The sequence below is a fragment of the Amycolatopsis sp. WAC 04182 genome (assembly GCF_003947465.1).
Classification (GTDB): Bacteria; Actinomycetota; Actinomycetes; order Mycobacteriales; family Pseudonocardiaceae; genus Amycolatopsis.
The window spans coordinates 517,963-543,495 of the sequence record NZ_QHJJ01000004.1; the positions used below are offsets into that span (position 1 = coordinate 517,963).

At 68.1% G+C, this 25,533-nt stretch carries 25 protein-coding genes and 1 tRNA gene; 14 read left to right on the forward strand and 12 right to left on the reverse strand.

Going from position 1 to position 25,533, the window contains the following annotated elements:
* Positions 1 to 1,056, forward strand: a complete 1,056-nt coding sequence (locus DMH01_RS22670) for a patatin-like phospholipase family protein (RefSeq protein WP_255432094.1) — start codon at positions 1 to 3, stop codon at positions 1,054 to 1,056.
* 90 nt (positions 1,057 to 1,146) lie between these two features.
* Here DMH01_RS22670 and DMH01_RS22675 read toward each other — a convergent pair whose 3' ends face one another.
* From DMH01_RS22675 to DMH01_RS22695, 5 genes are all read right to left on the reverse strand, one after another.
* Entirely contained in the window at positions 1,147 to 1,743 is a 597-nt protein-coding gene (locus DMH01_RS22675; RefSeq protein ID WP_125679255.1) for a class F sortase, read from the reverse strand.
* 4 nt (positions 1,744 to 1,747) lie between these two features.
* Entirely contained in the window at positions 1,748 to 2,413 is a 666-nt protein-coding gene (locus DMH01_RS22680) for a hypothetical protein (protein WP_125679256.1), read from the reverse strand.
* Positions 2,414 to 2,864: 451 nt separating this feature from the next.
* Positions 2,865 to 3,197: a hypothetical protein gene (locus tag DMH01_RS22685; protein WP_125679257.1), complete on the reverse strand. Its 333-nt coding sequence runs from the start codon at positions 3,195 to 3,197 to the stop codon at positions 2,865 to 2,867.
* 9 nt (positions 3,198 to 3,206) lie between these two features.
* The gene (locus DMH01_RS22690; RefSeq protein ID WP_125679258.1) at positions 3,207 to 4,247 is read right to left on the reverse strand and encodes a PLP-dependent aspartate aminotransferase family protein; all 1,041 of its coding nucleotides are present in this window, start codon (positions 4,245 to 4,247) and stop codon (positions 3,207 to 3,209) included.
* 25 nt (positions 4,248 to 4,272) lie between these two features.
* The gene (locus tag DMH01_RS22695; protein ID WP_199745594.1) at positions 4,273 to 7,506 is read right to left on the reverse strand and encodes a penicillin acylase family protein; all 3,234 of its coding nucleotides are present in this window, start codon (positions 7,504 to 7,506) and stop codon (positions 4,273 to 4,275) included.
* Between the two features lie 194 nt (positions 7,507 to 7,700).
* Between DMH01_RS22695 and DMH01_RS22700 the strand changes: the two genes are divergently transcribed.
* Positions 7,701 to 8,075: an FKBP-type peptidyl-prolyl cis-trans isomerase gene (locus DMH01_RS22700; protein ID WP_034324241.1), complete on the forward strand. Its 375-nt coding sequence runs from the start codon at positions 7,701 to 7,703 to the stop codon at positions 8,073 to 8,075.
* Between the two features lie 144 nt (positions 8,076 to 8,219).
* Here DMH01_RS22700 and DMH01_RS22705 read toward each other — a convergent pair.
* A tRNA-Leu gene (locus DMH01_RS22705) sits at positions 8,220 to 8,302 on the reverse strand.
* Positions 8,303 to 8,431: 129 nt separating this feature from the next.
* Here DMH01_RS22705 and DMH01_RS22710 point away from each other — a divergent pair.
* The 9 genes from DMH01_RS22710 (at position 8,432) to DMH01_RS22750 (ending at position 18,696) form a co-directional block, all read left to right on the forward strand.
* Positions 8,432 to 9,688 carry a DUF3662 and FHA domain-containing protein gene (locus DMH01_RS22710; RefSeq protein WP_125679259.1) on the forward strand — a complete coding sequence of 419 codons (1,257 nt, stop codon included), beginning with the start codon at positions 8,432 to 8,434 and terminating at the stop codon, positions 9,686 to 9,688.
* Between the two features lie 160 nt (positions 9,689 to 9,848).
* The gene (locus DMH01_RS22715; RefSeq protein ID WP_007030429.1) at positions 9,849 to 10,316 is read left to right on the forward strand and encodes an FHA domain-containing protein; all 468 of its coding nucleotides are present in this window, start codon (positions 9,849 to 9,851) and stop codon (positions 10,314 to 10,316) included.
* On the forward strand, positions 10,313 to 11,707 hold the full coding sequence (locus DMH01_RS22720) for a protein phosphatase 2C domain-containing protein (RefSeq protein WP_125679260.1): 1,395 nt from the start codon (positions 10,313 to 10,315) through the stop codon (positions 11,705 to 11,707). Before DMH01_RS22715 ends, DMH01_RS22720 begins: the two co-directional genes overlap by 4 nt.
* Complete coding sequence (locus DMH01_RS22725) at positions 11,707 to 13,185, forward strand: FtsW/RodA/SpoVE family cell cycle protein (protein WP_125679261.1); 1,479 nt, start codon at positions 11,707 to 11,709, stop codon at positions 13,183 to 13,185. The genes DMH01_RS22720 and DMH01_RS22725 overlap by 1 nt, the downstream gene beginning before the upstream one ends.
* Complete coding sequence (locus DMH01_RS22730) at positions 13,182 to 14,645, forward strand: penicillin-binding protein 2 (protein WP_034322005.1); 1,464 nt, start codon at positions 13,182 to 13,184, stop codon at positions 14,643 to 14,645. Before DMH01_RS22725 ends, DMH01_RS22730 begins: the two co-directional genes overlap by 4 nt.
* A 3-nt stretch (positions 14,646 to 14,648) precedes the next feature.
* Positions 14,649 to 15,956, forward strand: a complete 1,308-nt coding sequence (locus tag DMH01_RS22735; protein WP_125679262.1) for a protein kinase — start codon at positions 14,649 to 14,651, stop codon at positions 15,954 to 15,956.
* Positions 15,953 to 17,920, forward strand: coding sequence for a Stk1 family PASTA domain-containing Ser/Thr kinase (gene pknB / locus DMH01_RS22740; RefSeq protein ID WP_125679830.1), 1,968 nt, complete (start codon positions 15,953 to 15,955; stop codon positions 17,918 to 17,920). The genes DMH01_RS22735 and pknB overlap by 4 nt, the downstream gene beginning before the upstream one ends.
* 90 nt (positions 17,921 to 18,010) lie before the next feature.
* Positions 18,011 to 18,283 carry a type II toxin-antitoxin system Phd/YefM family antitoxin gene (locus DMH01_RS22745; RefSeq protein WP_125679263.1) on the forward strand — a complete coding sequence of 91 codons (273 nt, stop codon included), beginning with the start codon at positions 18,011 to 18,013 and terminating at the stop codon, positions 18,281 to 18,283.
* Positions 18,280 to 18,696 carry a type II toxin-antitoxin system VapC family toxin gene (locus tag DMH01_RS22750; protein ID WP_125679264.1) on the forward strand — a complete coding sequence of 139 codons (417 nt, stop codon included), beginning with the start codon at positions 18,280 to 18,282 and terminating at the stop codon, positions 18,694 to 18,696. Before DMH01_RS22745 ends, DMH01_RS22750 begins: the two co-directional genes overlap by 4 nt.
* On the opposite strand, the gene DMH01_RS22755 is transcribed toward DMH01_RS22750, so the two are convergent.
* From DMH01_RS22755 to DMH01_RS22770, 4 genes are read right to left on the reverse strand one after another with little or no spacing between them, the layout of a single operon-like run.
* Positions 18,693 to 19,235 carry an AAA family ATPase gene (locus tag DMH01_RS22755; protein ID WP_125679265.1) on the reverse strand — a complete coding sequence of 181 codons (543 nt, stop codon included), beginning with the start codon at positions 19,233 to 19,235 and terminating at the stop codon, positions 18,693 to 18,695. The genes DMH01_RS22750 and DMH01_RS22755 overlap by 4 nt on opposite strands.
* Complete coding sequence (locus tag DMH01_RS22760) at positions 19,235 to 19,879, reverse strand: hypothetical protein (RefSeq protein WP_125679266.1); 645 nt, start codon at positions 19,877 to 19,879, stop codon at positions 19,235 to 19,237. The genes DMH01_RS22755 and DMH01_RS22760 overlap by 1 nt, the downstream gene beginning before the upstream one ends.
* A complete protein-coding gene (locus DMH01_RS22765; protein WP_125679267.1) occupies positions 19,867 to 20,664 on the reverse strand; it encodes an ATP-binding cassette domain-containing protein in 798 nt (265 codons plus the stop codon). The genes DMH01_RS22760 and DMH01_RS22765 overlap by 13 nt, the downstream gene beginning before the upstream one ends.
* Positions 20,661 to 21,305: an aminodeoxychorismate/anthranilate synthase component II gene (locus tag DMH01_RS22770; protein ID WP_125679268.1), complete on the reverse strand. Its 645-nt coding sequence runs from the start codon at positions 21,303 to 21,305 to the stop codon at positions 20,661 to 20,663. Before DMH01_RS22770 ends, DMH01_RS22765 begins: the two co-directional genes overlap by 4 nt.
* Positions 21,306 to 21,416: 111 nt before the next feature.
* On the opposite strand from DMH01_RS22770, the gene DMH01_RS22775 reads away from it, so the two are divergent.
* Complete coding sequence (locus tag DMH01_RS22775) at positions 21,417 to 22,736, forward strand: FAD-dependent oxidoreductase (RefSeq protein ID WP_125679831.1); 1,320 nt, start codon at positions 21,417 to 21,419, stop codon at positions 22,734 to 22,736.
* 68 nt (positions 22,737 to 22,804) lie between these two features.
* Here DMH01_RS22775 and DMH01_RS22780 read toward each other — a convergent pair whose 3' ends face one another.
* Complete coding sequence (locus tag DMH01_RS22780; RefSeq protein ID WP_158633251.1) at positions 22,805 to 24,013, reverse strand: tyrosine-type recombinase/integrase; 1,209 nt, start codon at positions 24,011 to 24,013, stop codon at positions 22,805 to 22,807.
* Positions 24,014 to 24,110: 97 nt separating this feature from the next.
* Between DMH01_RS22780 and DMH01_RS22785 the strand changes: the two genes are divergently transcribed.
* Positions 24,111 to 24,347 carry a helix-turn-helix domain-containing protein gene (locus tag DMH01_RS22785; RefSeq protein WP_158633252.1) on the forward strand — a complete coding sequence of 79 codons (237 nt, stop codon included), beginning with the start codon at positions 24,111 to 24,113 and terminating at the stop codon, positions 24,345 to 24,347.
* Between the two features lie 10 nt (positions 24,348 to 24,357).
* On the opposite strand, the gene DMH01_RS22790 is transcribed toward DMH01_RS22785, so the two are convergent.
* Entirely contained in the window at positions 24,358 to 24,546 is a 189-nt protein-coding gene (locus tag DMH01_RS22790; protein ID WP_125679271.1) for an AlpA family transcriptional regulator, read from the reverse strand.
* A gap of 340 nt (positions 24,547 to 24,886) precedes the next feature.
* Here DMH01_RS22790 and DMH01_RS43740 point away from each other — a divergent pair, with 340 nt between their 5' ends.
* Positions 24,887 to 25,192 carry an HNH endonuclease signature motif containing protein gene (locus tag DMH01_RS43740; protein WP_158633253.1) on the forward strand — a complete coding sequence of 102 codons (306 nt, stop codon included), beginning with the start codon at positions 24,887 to 24,889 and terminating at the stop codon, positions 25,190 to 25,192.
* The last annotated feature ends 341 nt before the right edge of the window (positions 25,193 to 25,533 follow it).

Below are 25,533 nucleotides of genomic sequence, written 5' to 3' on the forward strand. Positions count from 1 at the left end.
GTGGGGGATATCAAGAAGCCTTCGACAGCACGCCAAGGTGTCGGTCTCGCCCTGTCCGGCGGCGGTTACCGCGCGATGTTGTTCCATACCGGGGCACTGTGGCGGCTCAACGAACTCGGCTGGCTGTCGAAGATCTCGACGTTCTCGAGCGTCTCCGGCGGCTCGATCGCCGCGGGCGTGCTCGCGTACGCGTGGTCGGACCTGAAGTTCGAAAACGGTGTCGCGGACAACTTCCACGACGAGGTCGTCGCGCCGGTGCGGAACCTCGCGCGCACCCGGCTCGACATCCCGGTCACCTTGCTGGCCATGGTGATCCCCTGGCGGAGCGCCGGTGAGGAACTCGCGCGGGTGTACGCGAAACACCTGTTCGGCGACTGCTGCCTCAAGGACATCGACCCCGACGGGCCGCAGTTCGTCTTCACCGCGACGAACCTCCAGGACGGCGCGCTGTGGTGGTTCTTCCGGCAGAACGGGCCGCACGGGAACATCCCGCTCGCGACCGCGGTGGCCGCGTCTTCTGCGTTCCCGCCGATGCTTTCGCCCGTCGTGATCCACGACCCGCTTTCCGACGAGCGGAAACGCAAGATCGTGCTCAGCGACGCCGGCGTCTACGACAACCTCGGCCTGGACCCGGTCGAGGGGCACGCGACCGTGCTGGTCAGCGACGCGGGCAAGCGGATGAAGGTCAAGCGGAAGGTCAGCCGCGACTGGGGGCGGCAGCTGCTGCGCGTCCTCGACGTGATCGACAACCAGGTGCGCGAGCTGCGGCGGGGCGCGCTGCTGAAGTCCTATGTGGAGAAGGATTTCAGCGGCGCCTACTGGGGTTCCTACGTCGATCTCGAGAACTTCGAGCTCAAGGATTCACTGAAGGCGCCCGTGGATCTCACGCACAAGCTGGCGGAGACGCCGACGCGCCTGACGAAGCTGCCGGAAGTGCTGCAGGAGCGGTTGATCAACTGGGGTTACGCGGCCTGCGACGCGGGGATGCGGAAGTGGGTCGACACCGAGGCGGTCGCTCCCGACGGGTTCCCGTTCCCTGCCGCTGGCCTGGGCTGAGCGTGGGCCGAAAGCGTCCTTCACCTCGTCAGATGCGACGAAAGGGCCCTTCACCGCGTTGGATGCGGCGAAGGGCCCTTTCAGCCCACGTCAGGCGACGAGGTTCGCGTAGACGATGACGTTGTCCTTGTAGCTGTGCTCTTCCTGGTCGAAGACACCACCACAGGTGATCAGCCGCAGCTGCGGCTTGTCCGTGTTGCCGTAGACCGCTTCCTCGGGGAACTGGTCCTTGGGAACCTGGTCCTTCTTCTCTACGACGAACTTCAGGCTCTTGCCGTCGCTGCGGTCGACGAGTACCTCGTCACCCGGGTTGACGTCCTTGAGCTTGGAGAAGATGCCCGGCTGCTTGTTGCCGTCGACGTGGCCGAGCAGGATCGCCGGGCCGACGTCGCCGGGCACCGGGGAAAGCCGGTACCAAGCGGCCTGCATCGGGTTCTTCGCCGACGGGACGGACATCTTGCCGTCCTTGCCGATCGCGACCGTGACCAGGCTCGATTCCGCGCCGATCTTGGGGATCTTCACGTTCGTCGGACGAGCCCCGGTGAACGGTTTGACCACCGGCGGTGCCGATTCCGCCGCCGCCTGCGCGGCGGGCGGAGCGGGTTCGTCGGTGCCGCATCCCGTCAGCGCTAGGGAAAGCACAAGGGCGGCCGCGACCAAGCGGCCGCCCTGCGTCAGGAGCTTCATCGGATCAGGCCGCGGTGGCGCCGAAACCGGTCTCGATGCCGCCCTTGGGCTTCAGCTTGACCTGCTTCTTCGGCTTGTCGGCGCCCGGCGCGGTCGCGCCGCCGCCGATCTCCTCGATCTCGATGTCACCCTTGCCCGGCTTGCCGTCGCAGGTCCAGGTGAAGGTGCTCGTGGTGCCCTTGAAGCCGGGCTTGGCCACGATCATGTAGACCCACAGGTAGGCCTCGGCACCGTCCTGGAACGACTCGGTGATGGTGAAGTCCGGCGAGGTGACGCCGGTGGGCTCCGAACCGCAGAAGATGGCCAGCGCACCCTCGTTGCCCTCGACGTACCCGGCGCCGACGTTCAGCTCCGGCAACGGCGGGGTGGTGGTGGTCGGCTTCTCCGAGGTGGAGGTCGGCGACGGCTTGCCGGAAGTCGGCTTGCCGCTGCTGGTCGGCGTCGGCTCCGACGACGAGGTCGAGGTCGGGGTGCTCGAGTCCGGCGGAGCCGTCGTCGCCTTGCCGCCCGAGTAGGACGGCGGGGCCGGCTCCGTGGAGGTGGCTTCGCTCGACGGAGCCGGAGGCGTGGTGGTCGTTTCGGTCTGCGCCATCGCGACCGGCGTCACGGCCAGCGAGATGACGGCGCCGGCCAGCACCGCGCCCGCGAGGCGGCCCAACGTCTTCTTCAAAGTGATCTCCCAGTGGAAAACATCGCAACACAGGGTGACCCCCACCCTGCGACCACCCGAAAGGAATCCCACGTTCGGGTGACAGCGTGATCCTGCCGGAAAAGGGCAGCGGGGCCGTAGCCGAAAAGTGGTGACAAGAACCACGGGGAAAACCGGTAACGCCGGAATGTTCCCGCCCGATACAAGGGCCCGAAAGTCGCTCAGCAGAAGGAAAGTCTCACGGCGACGAAGGAATGTTAACACCCGGAGGGCCGGATCGGTTGCGGTGCGGAAGTATTTTTTCCCCGACCGCCGAACGACCTGGAATCGCCGGTTTTCCTGGCCGGATCTCCGTTTTTCGAAGACGCTCCGCATCCATGGCACCGACGGGTTCACACGTTCGGACCACAATTTGGTGAGGTCCTGACCATTTACCTCCGGATACCGGTGCCCGGCAACCCGAAGGTCACGATCAGAACACCAGGAACAGGGCCACCGCGAGGGAGAGCGCGCCGAGGAGGCCCGCGGCGAACAGCCAGGGCTTCGGCGACGTCCGGTTCCGCACCGCCCGGCCGCCGCCCACCACCGCGATCAGCAGCCCGATGCCGAATCCGATCGCCGGCAGGAAGGTGGCGAAGGTCCGGTTTTCCGCGGCACAGGCCCAGATCGTGTCGCTCGGGCAGGGCGACGCCGCGAGTTCGGCGAGCAGACCAGCCGCGACGATCGCGAGGAAGCCGAGCACCAGGAGCCAGAACAGGCCCCACAGCAATCGACCGAGCCGCCGAGGCGGTTTCGTCTCGTCCACGTGCTCAAGCTAGCCCAGTGCCGAGGCCAGATCCGTCCACAGATCTTCCGGATCTTCGAGACCGACGCTGAACCGGACGAGCCCGGCGGGCACGTGGGCGTCGCCGGCCAGCCAGGCCCGGCGCTCGACCAGGCTCTCCACGCCGCCGAGGCTGGTGGCGGCGCGGATCAGCCGCAGCGAACCGATGACCTTGTCCGCGGTCTCCGCGTCCGGGAGTTCGAACGCGATCATCGTGCCGGAACCGGGATAACGCACCCGGGTGATGGCGGGGTGGTCGACCAGCCGCGCCGCCAGCAGCGCGGCCGTGCGCGTCTGCTCGGCGAGGCGGACCGGGAGCGTCCGCAGGCCGCGCAGGGCCAGCCACGCTTCGAGCGCTCCCGGCGTCGACCCCAGCCTGGTGCGCGCGTCGCGCAGGTCCTTCGCGACGCCTTCGTCGGCCGCGATGGTCAGGCCGAGCAGCAGATCGCTGTGGCCGCCGATGAGTTTCGTCGCGCTGTGCACGACGATGTCGGCGCCGAGGTCCAGCGGCCGCTGCCCGAGCGGGGTGGCGAACGTGTTGTCCACGGCGACCAGGCCGTTCGCGGCGGCGGCGATCGTCTCGATGTCGATGACGTCGAGCGTCGGATTGGTCGGCGATTCGAGCCAGAGCAGGTCGGCGTCCGCGGCAGCGACCCAGGCGGCCGTGTCGTCCGGCGCGATCTCGGTCACCACCAGGCGTCCGGTGCGCTGCGCGTGCGCGAGCAGGCCGCGTGAACCCGCATAGGAGAACGTCGGGACACAGACCCTCGCGCCGACCGGCAGGGTGTCGACGACCGCGCTGAGCGTCGCGATCCCCGAGGCGAACGCGGTGGCGTGCCCGCCTTCGAGCGCGCTGATCGCGGCTTCGAGGGCCTCCCAGGTCGGGGTGCCGTCCTCCCGCGAATACGCGCGGTCGGCGCCGGCGTCGAAGGTGCTCGCCGCGACGATCGGCACGTTCAGCGGTTCGCCGGGGCCCTCCGGGCGTCCGGCGGCGACGGCGAGGGTGCGGGGTGACCAGTCGTTCGTGTCCACCCCGCCACCGTAAACCTTCGCCTCGCTAGTGGGCGTACACCTCGAACTCGTAGAGGGAGTAGCCGTACTTCGTCCCGCGTTGGACACCGGCCATCCGGACATGGCGGGCGTCCACGGCTTCGAAGGCGACGTTGTCCTGCCCGCCGTCTCCGTCCACTATGGACGCCACATCCCGCCAGTTCGTCCCGTCGGACGAGACCTGCACCTTGTACGCCTTGCCGTACGCCGATTCCCACCGCAGCACCACGCGGGATACGCGCTGCACCGAGCCGAGGTCGACGGTGATCGACTGGTTGTCGCTCCAATCGCTCGCCCAGCGCGTCGACAGGTCGACGTCGATGGCCTTGGACGGCGGCGAGTTGTACCAGCCCGTCTCGTGGCTGGTCGCGCTGACCGAGCGGCCGGTGGCGAGGTTCGCGATGTTGTCGCCGCGTTTCGCCGGGAACTCCACGACCTGCTGGAAGGTCGGCCGGTTCTGGGTGCTCATCTTGTCCTGCGTGATGCCGCCGAGCGCCCGGTGGATGATCGTGTCGGCGCACCACTGGTCGCCCGCCGCGCAGTCGCCGTCACCGGGATAGACGGTGTTGGCGGGCTGCGCCGCCGCCTGCGTCAGCGAGTCGAGCAGCACCTGGCGGCAGGCGGTGAGGTCACCACCGCCGCAGTACTTCACGGCGAGCGGACCGGCGACGTTCTGCCCGAGTACCGAACGGATGTCCTTGTGCACGTAGCCCCACCAGCCCGCCTGGTACGACGAACCCGCGTGCGACTGGCCGACGTGCTTGCCGGGGACCTCGTTCTGCCAGCCCGACGGTGACTCGTTGATCTTCAGCACCCCGACCATGGGGCCGTAGGCGTCGCCCATGCCCGGTTTGAACTGCGCGTTGACCAGCAGGGGCCACCAGGCGTCCATGATGCGGATCGCGTCGGCGTTGGCGTAGGCCTTGCTGCCCGGCGACGTCTCCGAACGCAGACCGCCCGCGGCGAGCCAGGTCTTCAGCTTCGCCACCGCGTCCGCGGCCGGGCCGGTCACCGGCGCCTTGTCGATCACCTTGAACAGCTCCGGCAGCACCTTCTCCGCGCGGAGGTCGGCGAGCGCGGCCTCCTCCATGGCCTGCGTGAGGTTCATCCGCGTGACCTTGGTGCCGCTGGAGATCATCTTCTTGACCCGCGCGTCGATCAGGTCGCCGCGGTGCACGGAACTCTTGTCCGCGCCGCTGGCCGCGTAACCGTTGGCCTGCGCGTTGTTCCAGCTGATGTAGTAGTCCTGGTTGATCGACTGCGGATGCTGCGACGACGGCGTGTAGTTCGCGAGGTTGCCGTCGGGATTCCAGCCCTGCCAGTCGAATCCGGCGTCGCCCCGCACCGGCATGGCCGGGTCGACGTTCGGGTTGCGGACCGGGTTCGAGCCCGAGTTGAAGTACGCGACGTCACGGGAGTCGGCGTAGAACCAGTTGTAGGTCTGGTTGACGTCGGCCGCCGCGGCCTGGAAGTCCTGCGCGGACTTGATCGCGTCCGGGTCGTTGAACTTCTGGAAGCCGATGATCGTGTCGATCTCGTGCTGGAACGTCGACCGCAGCGAGGCGTACGCGACCGGTTTGCCGCCGACCAGCGCCCGGCTCGTCACCGGCCCGTACTTGGTGCGGAAACTGCGCAGGGTGTACGAACCTTCGGCCGTGCCGTCGGCGACGGTGGGCTTCCAGGCGTTCTTGCGTTCGACGATCTCGAACGGCAGGCACTGGCCGCGGAACCGGTAGAAGTTGGAGTTCTTCGTCGGCGCGGAACCGTTCTGCTCGCACAGTTCGACCGCGTAGGTGTCGACGATGTCCTGCGACGCCGAGGTCGCGCTCCACGAGTAGTCCTTGCCGCGGCCGAGGAGCACGTACATGCTGATCCCCGCGAACGAGGCGCCGCGGGCGCTGATGCCCGGCCCCTGGATTTCTTGCAGCATCAGCAATTGCGGCGCGAAGTAGCCGGCCTGCGGGCCGAAGACGGCGACCGGGTGGCCGCTCGCGGTCTTGGCGCCGGAGACCACCAGCGCGTTGGACATGCCGTGCTTCTCCGACAGCATGTTGCCCGGCAGGACGCCGTCGTCGAAGATGCCGCGGACGGCCTTCTGGTCCTCGGGCGCGGGAACGTCCACCTTGGCGGGCGTCGCCGTCCCGGCGGAACCGGTCGGATCGAAGACCAGCTGCTGCCCGGTGACCGACCCCTTGTCCGGCATCGCGGCGCCCTGCGGGTTCGACGGCGCCTTGCCGTAGTCGAAGGTCTGTCCATTGTGGAGCGTCTTGACGGTCTCGGGGTCGTCCTCGGACCGCAGGCTCTTCCAGACCTTGTCGCCCTGTTCGAGACCGTACTTCTCCTGCATCGCCAGCTTCGCGATGGCGTTCTGCACCTCACCACCACCGCCGGCGCCGAACTGCGCTCCGACGACGGCGGCGAGGACGACGAGGTCGGTGAGCTTGAACGGCTCGATGGTCCCGGCGTTCGTGATCGCGTCGACGTGCCCGGTGAGCACGTATTCGCCGGGGAAGTAGCGGCCGCCGTGCGCGTCGGAGATGTACTTGTTGACGCCTTGGACGTAGGCCTCGGCGTCGGCCTTGCCCTGCGCGCCGCGCGGGCCACTGGCCGCGGCGTTGTCGATCTGCTTCTGCAGTTCCTGTTCGGTGTACGGCGCCGACGAGAAGAAGCTCTGCTCGAGTTCGCGGTTGCCCTGGGCACCACCGGCGAACGAGGTCAGCTGGCCGCGGCCGACGCGGCGCATGATGTCCATCAGCCACAGGCGGTCCTGCGCGGCGGCGTATCCGGCGCCGTACATCGTGCCGGGCCGCGTCGTGCCGACGATCCGGGGCACTCCGGTCGCCTTGTCGCGGGTGATCGTCACGTCCGACCGCGGTTTGATCGTGCTTTCGACCTGCCCGGACGGAACCCCGAACGAGGCGTCGTTGAAGAACTGGTTGATCTTGTCCGTGGTCAGCGTCTTGTAACCGTCGGCGAGCGAGGCGTACTTGCCGAGCTGATCGGCCGAATGCGCGGGCCGGGTGCCGAACGCCTTGTGCGCCAGGATCTCCGCGAGGGTGGCGTTCCCCTTCGTGCCGGGCGGGAGGATGTCACCGCACTGGCCGCCGCAGTAGTCGTCGAGCGCGGCCGCCACCACCGAGTCCGGTGGCGTTTCCGCGGCGTTCGCCTGAAGTGCCGGAACGGTGCCCGCCACCAGCGTCAGCCCTGCCAGCGTCGTCAAGACCCGTATGCCTCGTCGCATGAAAGACCTCCGTCGTCGGAGAGTGACGAGGCGCACACTACCCACGGGTATCCAAATTTGTGAAGACTATTCGCGTTCTTGCCACCGTTCGGCGGAACACTCGCCCTGCGGACCCGGGACCAGCAGATGTACCCCTCCTTCCTCCCCGCCGCCGCCCTCAGCGGAGAAGCTTCGCTTCACGTATCTTCCTGAGCATGTCTTCGCAGAAGCCCCAGATCGACCGCCCCGAGGGGCCCGCACCCTCCGAGCTGGAGACGACCGACATCTCCGTCGGCGACGGCCAGGAGGCCAAGTCCGGCGACACCGTCACGGTGCACTACGTCGGCGTCTCGCACTCGACCGGCGAACAGTTCGACGCGTCATGGGACCGCGGCGAGCCGCTTCGCTTCGGCCTCGGCGCCGGTCAGGTCATCCCCGGCTGGGACCAGGGCGTGGCCGGAATGAAGGTCGGCGGCCGTCGCAAGCTGACCATCCCGCCGCACCTGGCCTATGGCGAACGCGGCGCCGGCGGCGTCATCAAGCCGAACGAGACCCTGATCTTCGTCGTCGACCTCGTCGGCGTGAACTGACCCACTTCAGAAGCGCGCGAAGGGAGCCTTCACCTCATCTAATGGGGCGAAGGCTCCCTTCGTCGCATCAGACGAGGTGAAGGGCCCTTTCGGCCCACACGAAAAAGGCCCCCTCGCGCTAGCGAAGGGGCCTTCAATCAAGAGTGGGCGAGGAGGGAGTTGAACCCTCACGTCCTTTCGGACACACGGACCTGAACCGTGCGCGTCTGCCATTCCGCCACTCGCCCGAGTGCTTCGTTCTCTGACAGCTCGCAAAGCGTAGCAGGCGGATTTCACGGGTTTCACCGGGGGCCGTGTCCGACTGGCCGTACCCGGATAGGATCGACGGGGAAGCACACGTGTGAGGAGGTTGCCCGGTGGGCCGCGTAGAGCGCTTTGATAGGCGGCTCGAGAACCTCGTGGGCAATACCTTCGCGCGCATGTTCGGTGGCAACGTCGTCACGCAGGAAGTGGCGGTGGCGCTTGAGCGCGAGAGCGAGGAGAACGTTCGTGAGCTGGCCGGTGGTCGACAGCTCGCCCCCAATCACTACATCGTGTCGCTGGGGCAGGCTGATCACGAGCGCATGGCCGGAGACGAGCGTCGGGTCACCACGGTGTTGGCGGAGGCGGTCAAGGAACACCTCGCCGAGCACGGATGGGACACCTATGGTGACGTCGTAGTTTCGCTCGAGCGCAACGAGGCGCTGCATACTGGACAGTTCAAGACCCGTTCGTCCGTCGATCCCGACGTCAAGCCCCACGGCGCCGAAGGTTCGCCACGGTCGGCACGACCCAGCAACGCAGGAGACCCAGCAATGAGCCAGCCCCCCGGCTACGGCCAATACGACCAGGGTGACCCGTACGGCCAGCAGGGCCAGTACGGCTACGGACAGCAGGCTGGCCAGCAGCAGCCCGGGTACGACCAGGGTTATGGCGGCCAGCAGCAGGGCGGCTACGACCAGGGTTACGGCGGTGGCGCTCAGCAGCCCGGCTACGACCAATACGGCGGTGCCCAGCAGCCCGGGTACGACCAGGGCTACGGCGGTGGCGCTCAGCAGCCCGGCTACGACCAATACGGCGGTGCCCAGCAGCCCGGGTACGACCAGGGCTACGGCGGCGCACAGCAGCCGGGTTACGACCAGTACGGCGGCGCCCAGCAGCAGCCGGGTTACGACCAGGGTTACGGCGGTGCCGCCCAGCAGCCCGGTTATGACCAGTACGGCGGCCAGCCGCAGCAGCCCGGCTACGACCAGTACGGCGGTGGCCAGCAGCAGTACGGCCAGCCCGCCGCGGACCCGTACGCGCAGGGCGGCGGTTACGGCGGCCAGCCGGCGGCCGGTCGCCAGCTCGCCGCGAGCCTCCAGCTGGACGACGGCTCGAACCGTTCGTACTCGCTGAAGCAGGGCGGGAACGTCGTGGGCCGCGGCCAGGACGCCGACTTCCGGCTCCCGGACACCGGCGTCTCGCGTCGTCACCTGGAGATCACCTGGGACGGCCAGAGCGCGACGCTCGCGGACATCGGTTCGACCAACGGCACGACCGTCAACGGCACCCCGGTGCAGACCTGGCAGCTGGCCGACGGCGACGTGATCCGCGTGGGCCACTCGTCTCTCGTGTTCCGTACGCAGGGCTGACCGGCGGCGTCCGGAGGGGGTATCGCAGAATTGCGGTGCGGGACCTGTGGTGGATCGGCACCTCGGGTCGTACGCGGAGAGCAGCGCTGTCCGGAGCCGACCATCCCGGACGGCACGGGCTCTCCGCGGCGTACAGGAGAAACGGGAGCGGACACAACAAGTGCCAGAGCTGGTCGTTCAACTCACCAGGGTGGGCTTTCTCGTGCTGCTCTGGCTCTTCGTGTTCGCCGCGTTGCGTGTCGTCCGTTCGGATCTGTACGCGGCCTCCGGGCTGCGAGTCGCCGTCCCGACGTTCGGCCGCAAGAAGAAGGAAAACAAGAAGCCGCGCGGCGGGAAATCGCCGCAGCAGCTGCTCGTGACCCATGGTGCGCTGGCAGGAACCAGGATCGCCTTGGACGGCAGGCCGATCCTGATCGGCCGCGCCGACGACTCGACCCTGGTGCTGGACGACGACTACGCGTCGACCCGCCACGCCCGGATCGCCCTGCGCGGGGAGGATTGGTACGTGGAAGATCTGGGCTCGACGAACGGGACGTACCTCGACCGGGCTAAGGTCACGGCACCCCTCCGGGTCCCGCTCGGAGTCCCCATCCGGATCGGCAAAACGGTGATCGAGCTTCGCCCATGACTCTCGTCCTCCGCTACGCGGCTCGCAGCGACCGGGGCCTGGTGCGTTCCAGCAACCAGGACTCCGTGTACGCCGGTCCCCGCCTGCTCGCCCTCGCCGACGGCATGGGCGGTCACGCCGCGGGTGAGGTGGCCAGCAAGGTCGTCATCGCCTCCCTCGCCCCACTCGACGACGACGATCCGAGCGACGATCTTCTCGCTCAGCTGCGTGAGGCCGTCCAGAACGGCAACGCCGCCATCGCCGAACTGGTCCAGCAGGACCCGGACCTCGACGGGATGGGCACGACCCTGACCGCCGTGCTGTTCGCCGGTTCGCGGATGGGCGTCGTGCATGTCGGCGACTCGCGGGCATATCTGATGCGCGGCGGTCAGTTCTCGCAGATCACGCGGGACGACAGCTTCGTCAACGAACTTCTCGAACAGGGCCGGATCACGCCGGAAGAGGCCGCGGTGCACCCGCAGCGGTCGCTGCTGCTGAAGGCGCTCACCGGCCACGAGGTCGAGCCGAGCCTGACCGTGCGCGAGGCCCGCGCCGGTGACCGGTACCTGATCTGTTCGGACGGCCTGTCCGGCATGGTCAGCGACGAGACGCTGTCCGAGGCGATCCAGATCCCGGATCCGCAGGCCTGCGCCGACCGGATGATCGAGCTGGCGCTCAAGGGCGGCGGCACGGACAACGTGACGGTGATCATCGCCGACGTCGTCGACGTCGACTTCGGTGAGGACGCGCCCATCGTGGGCGGCGCCGCCGGGGACGGCAGTGACGAGTTCCACCAGGGCGACTCCCCCGCCGCCCGCGCCCGCGCGCTGACCCAGCCCGCGCCGCAGCCGCGGCCCGAGGTCCAGCCCCAGCAGGAGGACCCGAAGGTCAAGCGCCGGAGGCGATTTCGCTGGCTGGCGGGAGCGGTGGTCGTCCTGATCGTGCTGGCCGCGGCGGCGATCGCCACGCGGTATTTCGTGCTGAGCCAGTACTACGTCGGCGAGGGTCCCGGCGAGGAGGTCGTGGTCTACCGCGGCGTCCCCGGCAGTGTCCTCGGCATCGACCTGCACGCCTTCGAGCAGGGCTCGTGCCCGCCGGGCGGGCTGTGCACCGACAAGCTCTTGGTGCCGGCACTGCAGGAGGACGCGCGGATCGCGGTGAAGAACGGCGTCAAGAAGGACAATCTCGACGACGCCCGCAAGTACATCGACGACTTCCTGCGGCCGCACAAGCAGCTGGCCGACTGCAAACCGAACTCCAGCTCGACTTCCACGCCGCCCACCGAACCGGCACCGCCGGTGTCGTCGTCGGCCGCCGCCCCTTCTACCCCCGCCTCGCCGAGTTCGGCGAATCAGCCAGCGGGGAGGGACTGCTCGACGCCGACCACGGCAGCACCAGGGGGCGGTAACTGATGAGCACGCCGCTCGCCGATCCGGCTTCGGCCCAGTTCGCCACGAACCCTCCGCGCGAGCTGCCCAAGCGGCGCGGGACCGAACTCGTCCTCCTGGCGTTCGCGACCTTCATCGTCACCGTCGCGCTCGTGCTGGTGGAGGCGAACCAGGAGCAGGAACTCACCAGCTCGATCATCTGGCTGGGGCTGTCGTACCTCGCGGTGCTGACGGCGGCGCATCTGGCGGTCCGCCGCTGGGCGCCGTACGCGGACCCGGTGATCCTGCCGTGTGTCGCGCTGCTGAACGGGCTCGGCCTGGTCATGATCCACCGGATCGACCTGGCGCTCGCGGAACGCGCGGTGCAGCAGGGCAAGGAGTACACGCCGGACGTCACCAAGCAGGTGCTGTTCACGGCGATCTCGCTGGTGCTGTTCGTGGTGGTGCTGGTCGTGATCAGCGATCACCGCACGCTGACCCGCTACGGCTACACCTGTGGCCTGGTCGGGATCGTGGCGCTCGCGCTGCCCGCGGTGCTGCCGTCGAGCCTGTCCGAGGTCAACGGCGCGAAGGTCTGGATCAAGCTGCCGTTCTTCTCGATCCAGCCGGGCGAGTTCGCGAAGATCCTGCTGATGATCTTCTTCGCCTCGTTCCTGGTGACGAAACGCGACCTGTTCATGGTCGCGGGCAAGCGGATCGTCGGCGTCGAGCTGCCGCGCGCCCGTGACCTCGGCCCGATCCTCATCGCGGCGGCCGCCTGCCTCGGCGTGCTGGTGTTCGAGAAGGACCTCGGCACGTCGCTGCTGTTCTTCGGGGTCACGCTGGTGATGCTGTACGTCGCCACCGAGCGGGTCATCTGGGTCGTGCTGGGGGTCGGCTTCTTCGCCGCCGGCGCGATCATCGCCTACAACCTGTTCACGCACGTCCAGCAGCGCGTCCGGAACTGGATCGACCCGCTGGCCACCTACGACGACCCCGGCGGCGGCTACCAGGTCGCGCAGGGGCTGTTCGGGCTCGGCACCGGCGGCGTCGGCGGGACCGGCCTCGGCGCGGGACGGCCGGACATGGTCCCCGAGGCCAAAACGGACTTCATCACCACCGCCATCGGCGAGGAACTCGGCCTGATCGGCCTCACGGCGATGCTGATGCTGTACCTGATCCTGGCGATGCGCGGCATGCGCAGCGCCCTCGCCGTGCGCGACACCTTCGGAAAACTCCTCGGCGGCGGTCTGTCGTTCGCCCTGGTCATGCAGATCTTCGTCGTCGTCGGCGGCGTCACGAACCTGATCCCGAACACCGGCATCACCGCCCCGTTCCTCTCCCGCGGTGGTTCTTCACTGCTCGCGAACTACATCCTGGTGGCCCTCCTGCTCCGAATCTCCGACGCCGCCCGCAAACCCGCCGTGCGGCCGAAGCCGCAGCAGCCGCAAGCGCCGCTCGCCGAAGCGCACACGGTGATGGTCCAGCGGCCGCCCGCGACCGGTGAGGGGAGCCCCTCGTGAACACCCCGCTCCGCAAGGTCGGTGTCGCCATGCTCGTCATGGTGGTGCTGCTGATGGCCAACGCCACCTACATCCAGGTGGTCAAGGCCGACGACTACCGCACCGACTCCCGCAACGTGCGCGTGCTCTACGACGAGTACTCCCGCCAGCGCGGGCTGATCGTGACGCCCGACGGCGCCGCGCTCGCGAAGGTCGACCCGTCGAACGACAAGTACAAGTTCATCCGGACCTACGCCGACGGCCCGATGTACGCGCCGGTCACCGGCTACTACTCGATCAACTACGGCTCCGGCGGTCTGGAGCGGTCCGAGGACGACGTCCTCAACGGTTCCGACCCGCGGCTGTTCGTGCGGCGCCTTTCGGACATGGTCACCGGGCGCGACCCGCGCGGCGGGAACGTGCGGCTGACGATCAACCCGGCCGTGCAGAAGGCCGCGTACGACCTGATGACGCAGAAGGGCTACACCGGCGCGGTGGTCGCGCTGGAGCCCAAGACCGGGCGCATCCTCGCGATGGTGTCGACGCCGTCGTTCGACCCGAACAAGCTGGCTTCGCACACCACCAAGGAGCAGGTCGCGGCCTGGTCGCAGTGGCGCGACGATCCGAAGAAGCCGATGCTGAACCGCGCGATCTCGGAGACGTACCCGCCGGGTTCGACGGCCAAGCTGCTGGTGACCGCGGCCGCGCTCGAAGACGGCAAGACCGCGGACATGCCGGTCAACACGGCGCCCAACGTCAAACTCCCCGGCACGCAGACGACGCTGGAGAACTACGGCGGCGCGGCCTGCAAGGGCAGCACGCTGAAGGAAGCGCTGCGGTACTCGTGCAACGTGCCCTTCGCCGAGATCGCGGGCGAGCTCGGCAAGGACAAGCTGAACGCGACGGCCAAGAACTTCGGCATCGGCGAGGACCTGACCGTGCCGATGCGGGTCGCCGGGTCCTCCCTCGGCCCGCTGGAATCGAAGGCGGCCCTGTACCAGAGCGCCATCGGCCAGCGCGACGTGCGGCTGACCCCGATTCAGGACGCCCTGCTCTCGGCGACCATCGCGAACAACGGGATGGCGATGAAACCGCAGCTCGTGCAGTCGCTGCTGGCGCCGAACCTGTCGACCATCGAGGACTACACCCCGACCGAACTGACCGGTGACGCCGCGATGTCCAGCGCGAACGCCGCGATCCTGCGCGACATGATGCTGGCGTCGGAAGAGAACACGAAGGGCGCCGGCAAACGCGGCGACATCCAGATCGCCTCCAAGACCGGCACCGCCGAGCACGGCAACGACCCGAAGAACACCCCGCCGCACGCCTGGTACACCGGGTTCGCGCCGGCGATGGACCCGAAGATCGCCGTTTCGGTGATCGTCGAATCCGGGGGTAACCGCGGGCTCGAAGCGACCGGTGGCACCGTGGCCGCGGAGATCGGCCGCGCCGCCGTCAACGCCATGCTCGGGGGTGGATAGCGGATGCTGTCCTCGGGTCAGCTGCTGGCCGACCGGTACAAGCTGACGAACCGGATCGCCGTCGGCGGGATGGGCGAGGTCTGGCAGGCCAGTGACACGCGGCTGGACCGGACGGTCGCGGTCAAGATCCTCAAGGCCGAGCTGTCCGGCGACGCGGAGTTCCTGCACCGGTTCCGGACCGAGGCGCGGATGACCGCTTCGCTGAACCACCCCGGCATCGCCGCGGTGCACGACTACGGCGAGACGGTCGCGGACGAGCTGTCGATCGCGTATCTGGTGATGGAACTGGTCGAAGGCGATCCGCTGGCCGCCATCATCACCCGCGAAGGACGGCTGAACGCCGAGCGCACTTTGGACATCCTCGAACAGGCCGGTAACGCGCTGCAGGCCGCGCACGAAACAGGTCTCGTGCACCGGGACGTCAAACCCGGCAACATCATGGTGACCCCGGCCGGGCAGGTGAAGATCACGGACTTCGGCGTCGCGAAGGCCGCCGACGCCGCCCCCGTGACCAGGTCCGGCATGGTGATGGGCACCGCCCACTACATCGCCCCCGAGCAGGCGCTCGGGCACAACGCCGAACCGGCGAGCGACGTCTACTCGCTGGCCGTCTGCGGCTACGAATGCCTCACCGGGCACCGGCCGTTCCTTTCGGAGAACGCGGTGACCGTCGCGATGATGCACATCCGCGACCTCCCGCCGCCGTTGCCGCCGGACGTGCCACCGGGCGCCCGCGCGGTCATCGAAGCGACCCTGATCAAGGATCCGAGACAGCGGTACAACAGCGGTGGCGAGTTCGCCGCCGCGGTGGCCGCGGTCCGCGCCGGGCTTCCGCTGCCGACACCGTCGGGGCTGGTGAACGTGGCGTACTCGGCGGGGCAGCCCGTGCTGCCGCAGCAGGTACCGCCCGGCCCGCATTCGCCGCCGAACCCGATGGCGGCCGTCGGGCCTGCGTCGCATCCGGCGATGCACCCGGTCAGCGGCCCGCCGCCGATGGCGGTCAGCCGTCTGCCGGGAAGACGGCCACAATGGGGCTGGTGGGTGCTGCTCGCGGTGATCCTGATCGCAGTACTGGTGGCAGGAGCCTTCCTCATCGTGAGACTGGTCGGTTCGGGCAACGGACCGCAGTCGGGCGGCGTGGAAACCAGTGAACACTCGCCGGCTCCGGGTAAAGAGTCTGAAGGTCCTTCGCCGACATCCGCATACCCAGCGGTGCCGACGGAGGGCGGCACCGAGGAGCCGGCCGGACAGGCGAATCCGGGAATGATGAGCAGCAAACCTTGGACGGAATGGAACGGCACGCAGAGATGAGCACACCAAGACTGCTCAGCAACCGCTACGAGCTGGGCGAAACGCTCGGCTACGGAGGTATGTCGGAGGTCCACCACGGCCACGACGTGCGCCTGGGCCGGGAGGTGGCGATCAAGATCCTGCGTGCCGACCTGGCGCGGGATCCCCAGTTCCAAGAACGTTTCCGTCGCGAGGCACAGAACGCGGCGGCACTGAACCACCCGGCGATCGTCGCCGTCTACGACACCGGCGAGACGAACACCGAGTTCGGCCCGCTGCCCTACATCGTCATGGAGTACGTCGAAGGACGGACTCTGCGGGACATCGTGAAGACCGAAGGGCCGATGTCGCAGAAGCGGGCGATGGAGGTCATGGCCGACGTCTGCGCGGCGCTGGACTTCTCGCACCGGCACGGCATCGTGCACCGCGACGTCAAACCGGCGAACGTGATGATCACGAAGAACGGCGCCGTCAAGGTGATGGACTTCGGCATCGCGCGCGCCATGCACGACGGGCAGTCCGCGATGACGCAGACCGCCGCGGTGATCGGCACGGCGCAGTACCTCTCGCCGGAGCAAGCGCGCGGTGAGTCCGTCGACGCGCGTTCCGACGTCTACGCCGCCGGTTGCGTGCTGTACGAACTCATCACCGGCGAGCCGCCCTTCACCGGCGACTCGCCCGTGGCGGTGGCGTACCAGCACGTCCGGGAAGACCCGAACCCGCCGTCGTCGGTGAACCCCGCCGTGGCGCCCGAACTCGACGCCGTCGTGCTCAAGGCGCTCGCGAAGGGCCCGGCGAACCGCTACCAGTCGTCGGCGGAGATGCGTTCGGACCTGGTCCGCACGCTGTCCGGCCAGCGTCCGGCCGCGCCGATGGTGATGTCGGAGGACGAGCGCACCCAGGTCATGGACTCCGACCGCCGGGTGCCGCCGCGCTACGACCAGTACGAGGACGAAGAAGAGGACCCGGCCGCGAAGAAGAAGCGGCGCGCCTGGCTCATCGCCGGTCTCGTGGTCTCGCTGGCGGCGGTGGTGCTGCTGATCATGTGGCTGTCCAACGCGTTCAGCAGCACCGGCGCGGAGAGCAAGGCGATCCCGAAGGTCTTGGGCCAGTCCGAGGCCTCGGCGAAGGACACGCTCCGGGGCGCGGGCTTCAACTCGTTCGAGCCCACCAAGAAGATCACGTGCACCGGCGAGTCCGTGAACGGCCAGCCCGCCTGCGACGAGAACCAGATCGACAAGGTCATCGCGATCAACCCGGCCGAAGGCCAGGTGACGCCGACCTTGGACAAGATCACGCTGACCATCGGTGCGAAGCCGAGCAAGGTCAAGACCCCGGACCTCAAGGGTAAAAGCGTGGCCGAGGCCACGACGGCGCTGACCGAGGCCGGTCTGAAGATCGGCGCGACCACCGAGGAAGAGACCGAAGACCCGAACGAAGCGGGCAAGGTCATCTCGCAGAACCCGGCGTCGCAGGCCGAGGTCGACCAGGGTTCGAAGGTCGACATCACGATCGGCAAGTCCAAGGAACTGAAGACGGTCCCGAACTACAAGGGCAAGACTCAGGCCGAGGCCGAAGCCGGGTTGCGGGCGGCCGGGTTCACCCCGCAGGTCACCAACGTGGACTCCGACCAGCCCAAGGGCACGGTGATCGAGCAGACCCCGAACGGCGGCAAGGTGGCCGTCGGCACTGTCGTCAAGCTGTCGGTGTCGAACGGCAACCAGGAGACCTTCGACATGCCGAACCTGAAGGGCATGACAGACGACCAGGCAATCCGGCAGTTGCAGCAGCTGGGCTGGTCGGGTCAGCTGGACACTCAGGCCGACAAGAACGGTGACCGGGATCAGGCGGGCAAGGTCAGCAAGACCAACCCGCAGGCCGGGGCGAAGGTCGCCAAGAACGCGCCGATCACGCTGTTCATCGTCGAAGGCGATGAGACGCCGACGTCGTCGAGCTCGCCGTTGTTCCCGCGGCCAGGAGGCTGAGCCGACGATGAAAAGGGCCCCGCACGATTTCGTGCGGGGTCCTTTTCATGTCGGCGAGGTCAGGTCGCTACGAAGCGCTACACTGAGGCAATGGGCCGGCGGATCACTCAACGCGAGCTGCGCAACGACACACCGAACATCATGCGTGCGGTCGAAGAAGGCGACAGCTTTGTTCTCACGCGCAACGGCACGCCTGTCGCGGATATCGTTCCGCACAGCCAGAAGCCGACCTTCGTTCCGTTCGGCGAGTTGCTCGAGCTCCTCGGTGACCTTCCACCGGAAGATCCTGAGCGGTTCTTCGCGGACGTCGATCGCGCGGCGGATCCTGATCCTCACCGTGGCCCGGGAGAGCCGGAGCAGTGACCGAAGGGGTTCTTTTCGATACTTCGGCGGTCATCGCCCTTCCTCGTCCCGAGGAACTCTCACTCGAGGCACCAACGGCCATCAGCTCGATCACGCTCGCCGAACTGGCGGCCGGAGTGCACGGCGCTGCCCGCCCTCGCGACAGAGCCTCCCGGCTGGTCCGCCTCCAGCGTGTGGAGGCCCGGATGGTCTGCCTCCCGTTCACACCGGAGGCCGCCCGCATGTACGGCCAGCTGTACGCCATGGTGCTCGACGGCGGCAGGCAGCCACGAGGGCGTCGAATGGATCTCCTCATAGCGGCGGTCGCGGCGATCCATCGGATCCCGTTGGTAACCCGCAACGGCCCGGATTTCACCGACCTCGCACCGTTGGTCAAGGTGATCGCCCTGCCTGCGCTGTCGACCACCGATTAGGACGCCAGACTGTCGAGAAGTCCTTGGTAGGCCTGCTGAATCCGCCCGGCGCTGGTGTGCACCACGACCGCCTTCGGTCGCGTCCCGATGAGCGCCACGAGCCTGTCGTACATGACCGCGAGCCGTTCGGGGCCACCCAGCATCTCGTGCGCCTCGACGTGTTCTGGTTCGGCCGCGGCGCGGGTGCGTTCGGCGAACCGCCGGAGCACGTTGTCCTTGGTGTCGAGGAGGACGATCTCGTGGAATTCCGCGGCCGTCTCCCCGGCGAGCGTTTCCAGTCGTTCGAGGAAGGCGGCGCGGCCGAGGAACTGCGGGACGATCACGTCGAGGCCCGCGAGCAGATGGGTCCGCGCGGCGCTCACGGCGAGGTCGCGGGCGAGCGTTCCGGCTTGCGCGGGGTCGTCGCGCCAGGCGCCGAGGAGGCCGCGGATCCGGTCGATGTCGAGATTCAACGTCAACGGGTGGTCTTCGGCGTACCGCCGGGCGAGCGTCGACTTCCCGCAGGCGGGTGGGCCGTTGAGCACGATGAGACGCGGCATCAGGCGTTGCGTCGCAGCAGGTTTCCGACGGCCGTCGCGCTCAGCAGCAAGCAGGCGACCGCCGCCACCGCGGCCACCGTGAACGGGACGGTCAGCGGTTGTTGCGAGGTCAAGGCGCGCAGCAGCGGGTTGGCCAGCGGCAGCCACTTGACCAGGAGCACGGCGGCGAGCGCGAAGATCGCGGCCAGCACGGACCAGCCGACGCGCGGGACGAGCAGCCGCGAGCAGGGCAGGCCGATCGCGATCCCGAACAGCGCGCACAGCGCGTGCGCGGCGGCCCCGAGGGCGAGGGCGCCGATCGGGAAGCCGCCGGAGCGGAGGCCCGACCACGCCAGCGTCACGACGATCAGCACCGCGGCACACCCGAAGACGGCCAGGGTGGCGCCGCCGAGAACCGATCGCCAGCGTCGTGCGTGGCTGAAGGTCACCAGCCGCTGGACCGGGTCTTCGACGTCGAGCATCGCGATCGTCAGCCAGCACGAGACCACCAGGAGCGAACCCGCGCTGATCCCGTACTGCGGCAGCAGCGGCGACTTCGGGTCCGTGTAGAGCACGGTGTTCACCGCGAGGTAGGCGAGGATCGCGGGAAGGTAGCGCTGGGAATGGCCGAGCAGCGCGAGGTAGTAGCGGGTCATGGCGAGCACGGCGCCACCTCCCGGACCGAGAAGCCGCGGTTGAGCGCACGCAGCAGCACCGCGTCGGTGTGCCCGGCTTCGACCGTCAGGACGACTTTCCCGTCTTCGGCCACGGCTCGGCTGACACCGGGTTCCGTGGACCAGTCGCCGGCGGGCCCGTGGAGGACGATCCTTGTCGCGCCTTCTTCCACGCGGGTCAGGAGGCCGCCGTCCATCCGGTAGACGTCGTCGGCGTGGGCGTGCACGGCGGCCGCGCGGTGGTCGGTGAAGACCACGCTCGCGCCCCGGTCCTTGGTCTCGGCGACGAGTTCGCCGAGCACCGTGTGGGCTTCGACGTCGAGCCCGGACCAGGGTTCGTCGAGGATCAGCAGTTCCGGCTCGGCGAGGACCGCCTGCGCGAGACCGACTTTCTGGGCGTTGCCCTTGGACAGGGTCCGCAAGGGCGCGTCCGGCCCGCCGACCAGCGCCAGCCGGTCCAGCAGCGGATCGATTGCCGACAAGTCGACATGACCGTCGATGCGGGCCATATGCCGCAGGTACGCCCGGGCGCTCATCCGCTGCCCCGCCGGGAAACGGTCCGGCAGGTAGCCGACCCGCGGGCTGCCCACGACGTTCCCCGAAGTCACCCGGGAAAGCGCCGCGAGGATCCTGAGCAGCGTCGACTTCCCCGAACCGTTCGAGCCGAGGACGCCGATCACGCGACCGGCCGGGACGTCGAGGTCGACGTCGGCGAGCACGGGTGCACCGCGGCCGTAGCGCTTACCGACTCCTTCGAGCCGGATCAGCGAGGTCACGCAGCAGCGGCCTTCTGCAGCGCGCGGGTCGCCTGTTCGAGTTCGTTGACCGTGGCGTCGGCGACCGGGTGCCCGGCGGAGGCCATCCAGTTCGCCAGCATCCGGTGCCCGCCCTGGGTGAGCACGGATTCGGGGTGGAACTGGACGCCTTCGAGCGGCAGCTCGCGGTGCCGCATGCCCATCACGACACCGGAGTCGGTGCGGCCTGTGATCTCGAACACGGCGTCGTCGATGGTTTCGGGCAGAACAGTCAGCGAGTGGTACCGCGTGGCGGTGAATTCCGAAGGGAGCCCCGCGAGCACTCCTGCGCCCAAATGGTGGACTTGACTGGTCTTGCCGTGCAGCAGTTCGGGGGCGCGATCGACGGTGGCGCCGAACACGACGCCGAGCGCCTGATGGCCGAGGCAGACACCGAGCATCGGGATGCGCTTCTCGGCGCATTCGCGGATGACGTCCATGCTCTGACCAGCACGTTCGGGGGTTCCGGGGCCGGGAGAGACGAGCACCGCGTCGAACTCTCCGAGCTTGCCGACGTCCACCACGTCGTTCCGCCAGACGGTGCAGTCGGCGCCGAGCTGGGCCAGGTACTGGACCAGGTTGTAGACAAAACTGTCGTAGTTGTCGACGACGAGCACGCGCATGAAGCCAGCTTAGCGGCTCCCACCAGGTGGACCGTACGCCAGATCACAATGATTGTTAGGGCTGCCTAACTTACCGTGGTAGGAGTGAGCCGTTCTCTTCGTGTAGCCATCGTGGGTGCCGGTCCGGCCGGCATCTACGCCGCCGACATCCTCGACAAGTCCGACGCTGACGTGACGATCGACCTGTTCGAGCGCATGCCGGCGCCGTTCGGGCTGATCCGGTACGGCGTCGCGCCCGACCACCCCCGGATCAAGGGCATCGTCACCGCCCTGCACAAGGTCCTCGACAAGCCGAACATCCGGCTGCTGGGCAACGTCGACTACGGGACCGACCTGAAGCTCGACGACCTGCGCCAGTTCTACGACGCGGTGATCTTCTCGACCGGCGCCATGGCCGACCGCGCGCTCGACATCCCCGGGATCGACCTCGACGGCAGCTACGGCGCCGCCGACTTCGTCTCCTGGTACGACGGGCACCCGGACGTGCCGCGCACCTGGCCGCTGAACGCGACGTCGGTCGCGGTCCTCGGGGTCGGGAACGTGGCGCTCGACGTGGCGCGGATCCTCGCGAAGACCGCCGACGAGCTGCTCAGCACCGACATCCCGGACAACGTCTACCAGGGCCTGAAGGCCAGCCCGGTCACCGACGTGCACGTGTTCGGCCGCCGCGGCCCGGCTCAGGCGAAGTTCACGCCGCTGGAGCTGCGGGAGCTGGACCACTCGCCGAACGTCGAGGTCATCGTCTACCCCGAGGACATCGAGTTCGACGAGGGCAGCATCGCCGCGCTGCGGGCGTCCAAGCAGATCGACATGGTCGTGAAGACGCTGCAGGAGTGGGCGATCCGCGACCAGGGCGACCGGCCGAAGCGGCTGCACCTGCACTTCCTGCACTCGCCGTGCGAGATCGTCGGTGAAGACGGCAAGGTGACCGGCCTGCGGACCGAGCGCACCGAACTGACCGGTGACGGCAACGTGCGCGGCACCGGCGAATTCCACGACTGGGACGTCCAGGCCGTCTACCGCGCGGTGGGCTACCTGTCGTCGCATCTGCCGGAGATCCCGTTCGACCACACCACCGGGACCGTGCCGAACCAGGCGGGCCGGGTGCTGGACATCGACGAGGACCAGGTGCCGGGTGTCTACGTGACCGGCTGGATCAAGCGCGGCCCGGTCGGCCTCATCGGCCACACCAAGGGCGACGCGGCCGAAACGATCGCGAGCCTGCTGGCCGACGCCGAGAATCTGACGGCTCCGGCCGTGGAAGACCCCGACGCGATCCTCGGTTTCCTGACCGAACGCGGCGTTCCCTTCACCACGTGGGAAGGCTGGGGCAAACTCGACGCCCACGAGAAGTCCCTCGGTGTCCCGCACGGCCGGGAACGCGTGAAGGTCGTCGAGCGCGACGAGATGACCCGCATTTCGCGAGGCTGACAACTGCGCGTGAAGGCCCCCTTCTGTAGCCCCGGAGACCGGTAGCCGTCTGACCTGCGCTAACACGGCTACCGGCCTTCGGCGGTACGCAGCGGGTACACAACAGCCGAGAACAGGTCATCCATGAGCGAGCGGGCGCGCTCGTGAGCCTGCTCGAACAGGTGCCCGTACGTCTCGCTGGTGGTGACGATGGACGCGTGTCCCATGTAGTCGCGGACCTGTTCCATGGACGCTCCCCGGTGACCGGGGCCGCCTTCGATGAGCCGGGACGCGTAGTAGTGGCGCAGGTTGTGCATCCCGTGGGCGCCGCCCTTGGCGAGTTCGGCCGCCTGGATCGCGGGATGCCAGACGTCCGGGTTCCACGCTGCACGATCGATCAGGCCGCCCTTGTCGTTGGTGAACACCACGTGCCAGTCCTTGTTACAGCATGTGCAGCGGACCACGGTCGTCCCGTGCTTCTCCGCGTGCTGGGCAATGGCGGTCGCGGTGACGTCGGCGAGCGGGACCGTGCGGACCTTGCCGCCCTTGGGCTTGGCTAGGACGAGCTTCCCGCCGACGCGCTTCACCTGGTGGCGGATGGTGATCTCCTTGCGGAAGCGGTTCACGTCTTCGAGCGCGACGGCGAAGGCTTCGCCCTGCCGATGCCCGCACGTCGCCGACACGAGCCCGATGGGCCGTTCCCGCTCCGGCATGGCGGCAAGCACGGTGTTCACCCGCTCTTGCTCCCAAATGTTCCGGACGCGTCTGTCACGCCGGGGCACCTCCACGTCCCACCCGTCGAAGGGGTGGACGGGCAGGAGCTTGGTAGCGCCCTTGACCGCCGTCCGCAGGAACGAGCCGAAGTGGACGTAGACAAGCTCAAGGGTGCTGGTCGCGTACCGCTCGCCGTTGGGCTTGGTCTTCTCGCACATCTCCGCCCACCACTCGATGACCCGCGACAGAGTGATGTCACAGACCCGCAGGTGACCGAACGTCGGCAAGATGTGGTTCTTGAACCGGGACGCGACCGTTCGGCGGGTCTGAACGTCGGAGTAGCGCTCTTTGAGCCACTTGGGGACCGCCTCCGAGACCAGAACACGCCCGGCGGTCGGATCGAACGGCACAAGGCCCTTGAGCAAGTCGTTGTTGACCTTGACGTCGTGCGCCTGCGCATCGCTCTTCTTGTGAAAGGACATGGTCCGGGCGCCCTTGTTCCGCACGCGCCACCGCTTGCCCCGGCCGTAGTCCGCCGTGCGCTTGCGGGTGCCCTTGTGGTGCCACCGGTCCTCAACGCTCATCGAAGCCAACCCCATTTCATGATCATTAATGCGGCATATATGCCGCATGGACTGTAGCGTACCGCCCTTCCCTCCGGGGTGGGCTAGGTTGTTCGCCGTGCCGCCGACAAGCCGTAAGGCCGCTCCCCGCCGCCGTCTTGCCCTTGGCGTGCGGATTCGCGACGTGCGCGAGCAGGCGAACCGGACTCAACAGGACATCGCCGACGCTGCCGGGCTCGACCGCACCACCTACGGGCGCATCGAAGCCGGGCGGAACAGCGCGTCCGTGGACGCGGTCTTTCAAATCGCGGACGCTCTCGGCGTGGACGTCGCGACGTTGTTCACCGATCTCTGAAGGTCAGTCCCTACGCCGGGTCGCGCGGGATCACAGCGTGCCGCTCTAGCCACTTGTCCACTTCGGACGCTCTGTATCGGACGTGCTTCCCGACCCGGTAGTACTTCGGTCCCGTTCCGGCCGTGTTCCAGCCGTAGACAGTCTTCAGCGGCACCCCGCAGTACTGCGCGACTTCCCGCGCGGTGAGCAGTGCCCCCATAGGCCACCTCCACGGGAGGCGCTCGCCGGACTTCGTCGTGCGCCTTGTTTCCCGTCATTACCTCTCAGTGGCGGTAGGGGGACACGCGGCACGTGCCGTGCTGCGGGCGGACGCGGGGCGGAGTGTCGAAGTGTTGAAATGCGGGTGTTTCTAGGTCTTCTATAGCTCTCTTCTCTCTAAGGGGATTACGGAAAAGGGCTCAAATCGACACTTCGACACGTCTTGGTGTGGCGTGCGCCACAGGGAGGGCGTTTTGCCTGGTCGGATGTCACCCCACCGCCACTGAAGTAAGTAGAGGCCGCAAACAGCCCTGGGGGTGCTCATGCTCCGACGTGCGTGCATGACCTGTCCCCGGACGGCTGTTCCTGGGGGCGCCCACTGTGAGCGCTGCGGGGGTGACCATCGCCGGAGGGCGGGTGACCGCGTCCGGCAGGCAGTCCGACGAGCGATCAGCCGCGCAGGCGGGGCACGCTGCCGGGGCTGCGGTCACACCTTCCCCGCGCGGGCTGTTCAGGTGGATCACATCCGGCCACTGCGGGATGGCGGACGCGACGAGCCCGGCAACATTCAAGTGCTGTGCACCGCGTGCCACAAGGACAAGACCGAAGACGAGAACGCGCGCCGGATCTTCAGACCACAGAGCTAGGACAGGCAGGCACACCCTTACTCATCCTGCGATCCTTCACGCTCTCTTCTGAAGGCGAACGCGCTGCGCGCTCATGGGGAAGGCGGGGCGAAAGTCTGGCCGCTCCGGGGCGGTAGAACACCCCGGCCCCTTTCTGGACACGCCCTGAGTGCGCGTCCGATTTTTGACCAGCACGAACCGCCCGCGAGCCTGCGTTTCGCCTGCTCGCGGGCCGGTTCACGCTGCCCGAAAACAGGGCGAAAGCCCTCCAAAACGTGCCTAAAACCCCCGGAAACGGGGCTTAGGCAGCCATTCCAGCCCGTCACGGGTCGAGCGCTTCGCGGGTGTCTGGCCTGTGTTGA